Here is a 9,074-nt window from a genome sequence, read left to right as displayed (position 1 = left end):
TGTTTTTAGCCTACCTATGAGGAATTGAAACGTCAGTGTAATACCAGACATAAGCCTTTTCTTTAGGTTTTTAGCCTACCTATGAGGAATTGAAACTGAAATAACACGCGCCACCGCCGCCCTGCCGTGGGGAGTTTTTAGCCTACCTATGAGGAATTGAAACAAGGCCATATTCAACCCAACAATATTGTTAACTTGGTTTTTAGCCTACCTATGAGGAATTGAAACTTGACTTCATCATGGAGGCTGGGATTGCCCCGCCTCGTTTTTAGCCTACCTATGAGGAATTGAAACTTCGCCATTGTCCAACCCAAAACCCCTCCAAAAATCTCGTTTTTAGCCTACCTATGATGAATTGAAACCGACGTGAATAACACTGTGAAAATCGCCGTGGAGATAGGTTTTTAGCCTACCTATGAGGAATTGAAACATTTCCAACAAACTCTTATTTTGTTTTATTTTGTCCAGTTTTTAGCCTACCTATGAGGAATTGAAACGCTTAAGCGCGTTCTCCCTTTCCTGAGCTTCCACCGTTTTTAGCCTACCTATGAGGAATTGAAACTGTCTTATATACTGTAACATTTCAATTCCAGGAAACCAGTTTTTAGCCTACCTATGAGGAATTGAAACAGCTCAATTGATACCAAATTGTCTGGCATATTCTGGTTTTTAGCCTACCTATGAGGAATTGAAACTATACACTTCTTCTTCAGTTGTAAATGCAAAGGAAGTTTTTAGCCTACCTATGAGGAATTGAAACATCAAAATCAAACATGATCATTATGGCTGGCTCTTGTTTTTAGCCTACCTATGAGGAATTGAAACCACGCTCACTACACAATGTTTATGTTCGACGAAAATGGGTTTTTAGCCTACCTATGAGGAATTGAACACTTCTAAGATTGAGAATATTTTAGCTAAGCTGTTGAGGAGTGATTTTAGATAATGAAAGACAGCATCTTTTGGATTTTGTTAGTTATCTTTTTGGTGTATTTCATCGTTTATAAAAAAAATGGAGCAAAAAAGTATGTTGCTGGAAAGAAAGCAGAGGGCAAAAAGTACTCATACGGACATTACGTTAAAGCCGTCCAGACCGTTACCACGTGTTTTATTTATCATTCTGCAATACCACCTAATGAGATAGGAATTATACGATATGATGGTGTTGGTGTTGTTATTACTGTAAATCAAACAAATAGTGATAGTGATGCTTATCTCCACGCAATAAAGATATATGCTGATGAGAATGGGACTCAATATATAGAAACTGTTTACAATGATATAGTATCATTATATCTGTCTTACAAAGCTACTCCATATAAGAAAAACAAGACGTATTCTAAACAAAAAAAGGATGGTCAGATGACATTTGACTAACACGATGCGTGATGATAGAATTAACAGAGCGAGTCAAGAGTCGAGATACAAGAACGATACGTCGGATTAAATATTTCTTGATGCAAATTGTCTTATGCCTTATACTATAAAAGAAAGATAAGAATATTCGTGTGGTACTAATATAGTAGCTTAGTTTTATGCATTATTGATAGTAATCCTTATAATAATCTTCCAACGAAGCTTGCATCCTAACTTTGCAATACTGGAATTTCTACTTGTTGAAACGGCTATTGCGTTATTCATATTTTAATAATATTAACAAGTTAAATTAAAAACTCGCAATCAGTATAAAATAAAATCTTGAAGGTGAGGCTGAAATGGAACAATTTACGGTACAGATTGAACCGCTGACGCCTTTGTGGACGGGTGATGCTGAAAGGAAATGTTCGACTTTGAGAGAGACCGGCATCATTGGAAGCTTAAGGTGGTGGTACGAGGCTTTGGTCAGGGGGCTGGGTGGAACGGCTTGTGACCCGACAAACTCTAAATGCGAAGGAAAACATCATTGTGATGCATGTGAGTTATTCGGGTGTACGGGTTGGGCCAGAAAGTTTAAGCTTGAGGTGGAAATTGATGATGAGGTGGAAATTGATGATGAGGTGAAAAATGATGATGAGGTGAAAAATATCTGTGAGATTAAAATAGGGACAAGAGAGAAAAGGAAAGTAAGAGATAAAGATAAATATTTACTCAGAGAAACTAAGGGTATAATGCCTAAAAGTGCATTTCTAAAGTTTTTTCCTCTGAGAGAAATATCTGAAGATGAGTGGAATTTGTTAAATAATACACTGTACATTATATCAAATTATGGAGCATTAGGAGCAAGTACTTCTCAAGGAAATGGCGTCATAAATATTATAAGCAATTGTTTACCGCATAGCAAACCGCCAACTACAATTGGTCAATTATCTAAAAAAGCACAAGAATTACCTCAATTGGGTGACTTCTTTTTTTATAAATTTAGGCTTGAATTTAATAAAAATATATTAGAATTGATTAAAAAAAAGGTATTCTGGACGCATTCTGAAAAACATAGCGGATATAAAGAAAATTGGCAGTCATGGATAGATGTCTGGGATAAATATAAGTTCCTTCCGATAGCATTCCACATAAGAGATTCAATAAGACATCTCGAAAACGACAAAGACAAGAGACACGAAATATTTGGTGAAGCTGGTAGAGGTTCTACAGTATTTGTTTCTCATGGTTATAAAATTAGTAAAAATACAAGTGAAAATACAGTAGAAGTAAGGATATACGGATATGATAAGGAAAATATTGGGAGCAAGATAAAAGATAAACTAAATGATAATATAAAAGATAAATTATTTTCTTTAAGTAAATATAATAGCTATTTAAATAAGTGTTATTTTGACATGTAATAAATATAGTAAGGAATTATTGGAGGAATTAAGATGAGTATTGATGATGATACAATTATTCATGATTATTATCTTTCAGATTTCGTATTGGGTAGAAGTCTTCAAAGTAGGATCATAGATTTAGGTAATAAAAAGCATGATATTATAGAAAATAAGTCAGATATAAAGCTTAAGGAGTTTGATAAAGAAGATTTTGAAAAAATACCAAGATATTCTATGCTCCTTAAAATTAAATTCATGCTGAAAAGATCATACACAAGTAAAGGCGAGGGTGAATTCAATGTCATTAATGGCAAGATATTTGAAAATCCTATCGTGCGGGATAAGCTGACAGGTTTACCAATGGTAAGGTCATCTATCTGGAAGGGGCATCTCAGATTTGCGGCGGAAAGAGTTAATGATTTGGATGGTAAAAATATCAACGAGATTACAAAGTCTGAAATTATCGAAAGGCTTTTCGGTTCTGAAACTACAAGCGAAGATGCTGCAAAAGGTAGGCTTCATTTCTTCCCAACGTGTTTTGACAAAAATGCAGCAAAAAAAGACGTTATTACACCATTAAGCCGAACTACACGCACTCCGGTCCCGGGAAAAAGTCCCATAACTCTCGAGGTTGTAAAAGAAGGCGCAAAAGGTAAATTTCGTCTTCTATATTTTCCATATCCCAGAGGCAAAATGTTTTCTAAAGAGCAGGTAAAGACGGATCTAATGTTTCTGACGAAAGCTTTAGAGTTGATGTTTTTTACTTACGGTTTTTCGGCCAAGAAAACAAGCGGGTTTGGAGTAATCAAACCTGATCCAATTGTAGTTGTTTCTTTATGTCCTGACGAACAGCAAAAATTCAATAAATGGAATGAATTTGAAAGCTATATAAATAACCTATGGAGTGGCGATCATGAATAAACTTATTTACAAAATAAAATGCAAAAGGAGAGATATTTTAAAAGGTGAGGTAGGGGCACTTCTTCATGATATCGGAAAGATGCATCCTGATTTTATTAGACATCAGTCAATCGAAGAATTTACAATAAGATTTGAGCATAACAAAATAAAAGATTTTCTAAGACCAGCTTTATTTGGCTTGATAAGTGATATTAAGTTTAGTTTTTCGGTAGAAATATCAGGCAGTATAAAATATAGCAACATAAAAAACCTTATCGAGCAACACCATGAGCATTCCCCAGCAGATGATATTGTAAAATATTTACAAAAATGTGATCGTAAGGATTCAGCTGATGATAAAGGCATAGTAAGAAAAAAACAATCCATTGATAATACGATAATATCCTCACCTTTTGGCTACGAGAAAGAAAAGATAGATCTAAGTTGTCTCCAAAAAAGATTTGATGACCTGCAGAATAATTTAATTGAGTTATTAAAAAACTATAGTGATATAATTAGTTTTAGAAAGTCATTAATAGGCAATCTTAAAACAGCGTTTTCTCATGCCTTAGGAGAAACGAGGATCCCGGCAAACGACGTTACTATGTGGGATCATTCATATTCAACTGCATCATTGTTTAAGACGATTTTAGCAGGAATCGCATGTGATGGATATAAAGATATGAATAACGTAAAATGGAGAATATTTGGCGTATGCTGGAATGGTGAAGATTTTATAAACCGTGGCAGAAAGATAGCGGATATACAAAAAAGAGCAGAAGTTATTGGTGATATTAAAGAAAATATCAGGGATGAATTGGAGGTTGAGTTTCCTGTAGGCAATGTGATTTACGAGGACATAAACGGAATGTATTTTACATTCCCCGAATTAGGTGAATATTCAAAAAGTTTGGCTAGTGATTGTGCAGAACTAATATTAAGGAAAATATACGACAAAAGCGATAACGAATTGTGGCCATTTTTTACCTTAAGCAAACCATCCGGGTCACTGACCATCATTGCCAACGAGCTGAAACGTGTATCTGAAAAAAGAAAAATTCCAAAAGCACATCCTTTTCTTTTAACTGAAGGAGAAGAAGAACCAATTGAAAGCTTGATTGATTTAGATAAAAAGGTTGAAAATAAAGAAAACGAAAGGTTGGATGCGTGCCCTATTTGCAGAATACGAACAAAAAGCGAAAAAGATGAAAGGTGTACAATTTGCGAAAATAGAAGAAAGGGAAGATTGGAGGAGTGGCTGAACAATAGACAGGAATCTGTCTGGATTGATGAAATTGCTGACAAAAACAACAGGGTCAGCTTGATTTCGTTGAACTTTGACCTCGATAAATGGCTCGATGGAACAATGATTGGCAGTATATTTAGTCAAACTTTTGAAGATTGGTATAATAAAAATATAAATGAAAATGAAAATAAAAATAAAAATGAATTTTGTAACTTCATCACTCCAATTAAAGATAAAAATTTTGAGAAAATAGTGAATTCATTAACATTAACTTTTGCTCCTAGAAAAGATATAGTTTACAAAGTCCTAGAGTTATTTTTTAAGCTGAAAGATATTTATAAAAAAGAAGCAGCACGGTTATTAGATATGTTTTTTGAGGAACGTGTTGGCTTAAATGAAAAAACACTTTATAATCATTTAAAAAATATAGAAGAAAGGCTACAAACTAATACATTAACTAAAGAAAACCTTGGTTCATATTTTTTCACCCAAAACCCGTCTCCCGCGCGTATTTATAGGGTGTGGCGCGAAACTCAGGAATTTTTTGAAACAGTTGTTGAAAAGATCAAACGTGATATATATAGATATAAGTGGAAAAGGGTAGCATTTTCTGTAGACTACAGCAAACTTCAGTCTGCACTGAAAAGAAGTAATATAATATCTGAAAAAACTCCTTATATCATTAGATTAGATGGCCAGGAACCTGAAGACCTCCTTGTCTTATACGTGAGAGATGGCAAATTCTATACAATAGAATCCCTTGAAAAGTACAGGTATGGCAATACATTTGGAGAACAGGCTGTAATTGAGTGTCTGAAGAGTGGATTTAGACACCTTGCCTTGGAGAACAATCCTAATGAAAATTTGCTTGAAGTAAAGTATGATAATAGAGTAGAAATAGAAATAACAGAAATAGAAGAATATATACCTTTAATAGAAATTACGGTATCTCCTCTCTCTCTTCGGCTGATAGTGCCAACATTAGACTCCATAAAAATTACAGAGATGGTAACAGTACTCTATTCCCAAAGATTTGAAAAAGTATTGGGTAAGTTGCCCCTAAACGTGAAGATTTTGACGGCGAATAGAAAATTTCCCTTATACGTCCTTTTAGATGCCGAAAGAAGAATGCTTGACGATAGTGAATTTAAAAAACCCGTAAAAATGAACCCATGGTGGAACGTCTACGAAACAAAAAGTGATGATTTTTTCAAATTTTATCCTACAAGATTGATCGGAGAAAACGAAAAATATACACTTGACGACTTATCATCAATTTCCAAGGGGAAACCTTTTAGTCTATATCCGGGCTATTTCGATTTCGATCTGCTTACCGCCACTACCGACAGATATAACATATATTATGAAGACGGAAGAAGGGGAGATGAAACTTACCGGCTTTATTCAAGAAGGCCCTGCTATTTTTATCAGATATCAATGATTAGGGAACTATGGGATATATTATCTAATCTCTCAAGTTCTCAGATTAACAACATTGAGGAAGCACTCACCACCAAGTTAAGAGAGTGGAGATATGTCGAAGATGGCAGCAATAAGAGGGAAGTATTCATGCGATTTGCCGAAGCAACCATTAAAGATGCCTTTGGAAGTATGTGGGATAACTTGAGAGAAGAAACAAGGTGTTTTTTTGTAAATTCTTTACTAAATGGTCTTTTAATGGACACTATATTTATTTTCAGACACATGATAAAGGAGGAGGAAAAAATTGGCGAATGATTTGAATCCTAAAAAGGTATTTGCGAGGGCCATTGATCCCATACACATAGGAGCAGGAGGCTACAGGTTAGGATTGGTAGACAATACGATCGTAAGGGATCCTGCCACAGACGTGCCAAAGATACCAGGTAGCTCGATTGCAGGTGTCACGAGAGAATACTACACCATATATGCAATGGAAAAAGAGTACACTTCCCAGGATGAAGCAGAAAAAAGAAAATGTGCTGAAGATAAGGCTAAAAAGACATTTGGAGACGAAAATAAAAAAGGAACATTGCGTTTTTATGATGGACAAATAATACTTTTTCCTGTTTCATCCCAAGAAGGAACTGTATGGATTACAACAAAGGAGCTCATGGAATATTGGTTCGATGAAGCAAAAAGCGAGGATTCCAGTAACATTAACATTCCTCAAAAAGTTTGCGATAAAGCTTATTACATTGTTAAAGAAAACAAAGATAGCAGTCATTCCAAACAAGAAAACAAAGATAGCAGTTATTTAAACCTTGGATGGCTATTTCTGGAAACTGAAAAAGTTGACTCTGGTTGTCTTAAACGTCTTGCTTTGCGGAAAGAAATAGATAGCTGGGTAGGAAAGATTGTCATCGTTTCGGAGAAGCTTTTTTCTCATATAGTAAACGACAATTTGGAGATAAGGACTTCTGTCAAGATAGATCCATCCACTGGAACGGCCGAGCCGGGAAAACTGTTTACCTATGAAGCTATATCCAGGGGGACAGTCTTTGGATTTGAGATTGGTGTAGATAAAGACGATAAAGGAGTTACCGGGATATTAAACAACGTTAGCCCTTACTTTAAATTCATCGGCATAGGCGGCATGGGAACCAGAGGTTTCGGCAGGCTTGAGTTGTTTTTCGATGGCAAAAACGACAAAGCAAGCGGAGACAAATCTTCACCGGCATAAAACAAGTATGTTTAACTTTGATTAAGTTTTCTAAAATCAAAAAGAGCATCTTTAAGAGGTGAGAAAGATGATCAACCTGGACTATAAGTGTATGAAACATGCTCAAATGATTGCAAATTCAGCGGAAACATCAGACAGTAAGAATATAAAGAACCTCGAAAGAAACTTGAGAAAAGCTTTAGGGATACTGAAGGAAGATGGGGTTTACGCAATGTTTCTTTGGCTTGAAAGTAAAGCTAAAGATACAAGAACAAATCTAACCAGCCTCTTAAATGAGGATGACGGTGGCATTAAAATACATGAATATCTCTTAGGTAAAGACAAAAAGTTTGAGGCAAATTTCGATGATTTTTGTGGAGATCTGAAGACAGTTGCTAAAGACATCGATAAATTGCTGTTCATGAAAAAGATATTAGAGCGTACATTAATATATTCGTTATATCACGTAAAAGTCAAAGCCGGTGAGTGATATGTGGAAAGAAATTACAGTTTCGTTTAAATTAAAAAGCCCGCTTCACATTGGTTATATGCCCTTTAAAGGATCGGTCATTTCGCCGACAAGGTATTACGTTCCCGGGAGAAATTTGTGGGGGGCAATAACGAAATGTATAACGGAGTATTTATACAAAAATCCCACAGCAAATGATTATAGAAATATAGGTGCAATGGTTAAGGATAATTTTAGATTCTCGTATTTTTATGTATACGATGGCATAAATATTTATTTTCCACGTTACACAGAACATGAGTTAAAGTATGGCAATATCTCACGATCGGAATTTGAGCACAGATTCATAGGAAGTCAAATATTCACGGCTATAGATAGTACCGGAACTGCAAAAAATGCAAGCTTGCATGAAATTGAATTCATCAATAATAAATTTAAAGATACAAATGGCAATATAAAAGATGTAAGGATTATGGGATGTGTTTTGGTCAAAGAAAATGCTAAAATAGGTGATAAAACAGTAATAATATCCGACAAAGCAGAGATATTAATTGATGGATTTAATATAATGAAAGAATTAATATTGGGCGGAGAATCGAAATACGGGTTCGGGCATGTATTATTCGATCCATCAGGTAGTATAAAGTTTCCAATTAAAACTGTTAAAGCAGAGGAATGTAAAATAGAAATCAACGATAATTATATTATTACACATCTAAAGTACGATAAAACTATAAAATTTAAAGGAGATATCGAACTTCTAACAGGAAGAGGGTATTACGATCCCAAGGACTCAAAGGACAGATCAACTTACAAGCCAGGTGAGGCAATATCAAAACTTGAATATTATTTTTCACCAGGGACATACATTCTGGATGACACCAAAGTATATACAATGAGTTGGGACGGAACATTAAAAAGAGATGAGCCCGAACAGCGTTTTCGTTAGACACAATCCCAAAGGCAATTGTAAACACACGAAACCCCTGAAAGGGATTGAAACATGATATGGCAATGCATCAATCTTAATCCTGCTGAAGGGCAAGGCCTGTCCCT

Annotated in this window: 7 protein-coding genes and 1 CRISPR repeat array; all 7 genes read left to right on the top strand. The window is 35.1% G+C overall.

What is annotated here, in order from left to right; genetic code table 11:
* Window position 1 precedes the first annotated feature (1 nt).
* Window positions 2-893: direct repeats of the CRISPR family, unit length 30 nt; unit sequence GTTTTTAGCCTACCTATGAGGAATTGAAAC.
* 52 nt (window positions 894-945) lie between these two features.
* The 7 genes from EZM41_RS02085 to EZM41_RS02055 all read left to right on the top strand — a co-directional run bounded on the left by EZM41_RS02085 (window position 946) and on the right by EZM41_RS02055 (window position 8,967).
* Window positions 946-1,377 carry a hypothetical protein gene (locus EZM41_RS02085; RefSeq protein ID WP_198468918.1) on the top strand — a complete coding sequence of 144 codons (432 nt, stop codon included), beginning with the start codon at window positions 946-948 and terminating at the stop codon, window positions 1,375-1,377.
* A 338-nt stretch (window positions 1,378-1,715) separates the two neighbouring features.
* The gene (gene cmr1 / locus EZM41_RS02080) at window positions 1,716-2,780 is read left to right on the top strand and encodes a type III-B CRISPR module RAMP protein Cmr1 (RefSeq protein ID WP_198468916.1); all 1,065 of its coding nucleotides are present in this window, start codon (window positions 1,716-1,718) and stop codon (window positions 2,778-2,780) included.
* Between the two features lie 33 nt (window positions 2,781-2,813).
* The gene (locus EZM41_RS02075; RefSeq protein ID WP_198468914.1) at window positions 2,814-3,683 is read left to right on the top strand and encodes an RAMP superfamily CRISPR-associated protein; all 870 of its coding nucleotides are present in this window, start codon (window positions 2,814-2,816) and stop codon (window positions 3,681-3,683) included.
* Entirely contained in the window at window positions 3,676-6,645 is a 2,970-nt protein-coding gene (locus EZM41_RS02070) for a CRISPR-associated protein Csx11 (RefSeq protein WP_198468912.1), read from the top strand. Before EZM41_RS02075 ends, EZM41_RS02070 begins: the two co-directional genes overlap by 8 nt.
* Window positions 6,635-7,570 (top strand): type III-B CRISPR module RAMP protein Cmr4, encoded by a 936-nt coding sequence (gene cmr4, locus EZM41_RS02065; RefSeq protein ID WP_198468910.1) that lies wholly within the window; start codon window positions 6,635-6,637, stop codon window positions 7,568-7,570. The genes EZM41_RS02070 and cmr4 overlap by 11 nt, the downstream gene beginning before the upstream one ends.
* A 67-nt stretch (window positions 7,571-7,637) precedes the next feature.
* Window positions 7,638-8,039 carry a hypothetical protein gene (locus tag EZM41_RS02060; protein ID WP_198468908.1) on the top strand — a complete coding sequence of 134 codons (402 nt, stop codon included), beginning with the start codon at window positions 7,638-7,640 and terminating at the stop codon, window positions 8,037-8,039.
* Complete coding sequence (locus EZM41_RS02055) at window positions 8,032-8,967, top strand: hypothetical protein (RefSeq protein ID WP_198468906.1); 936 nt, start codon at window positions 8,032-8,034, stop codon at window positions 8,965-8,967. Before EZM41_RS02060 ends, EZM41_RS02055 begins: the two co-directional genes overlap by 8 nt.
* The last annotated feature ends 107 nt before the right edge of the window (window positions 8,968-9,074 follow it).

Origin of the sequence: Acetomicrobium sp. S15 = DSM 107314, from assembly GCF_016125955.1 — a bacterium.
In the GTDB taxonomy this organism is placed as follows: Bacteria; Synergistota; Synergistia; order Synergistales; family Thermosynergistaceae; genus Thermosynergistes; species Thermosynergistes pyruvativorans.
The sequence above is the reverse complement of the archived record's forward strand: the minus strand, read 5'-3'. Positions and strand labels throughout refer to the sequence as shown.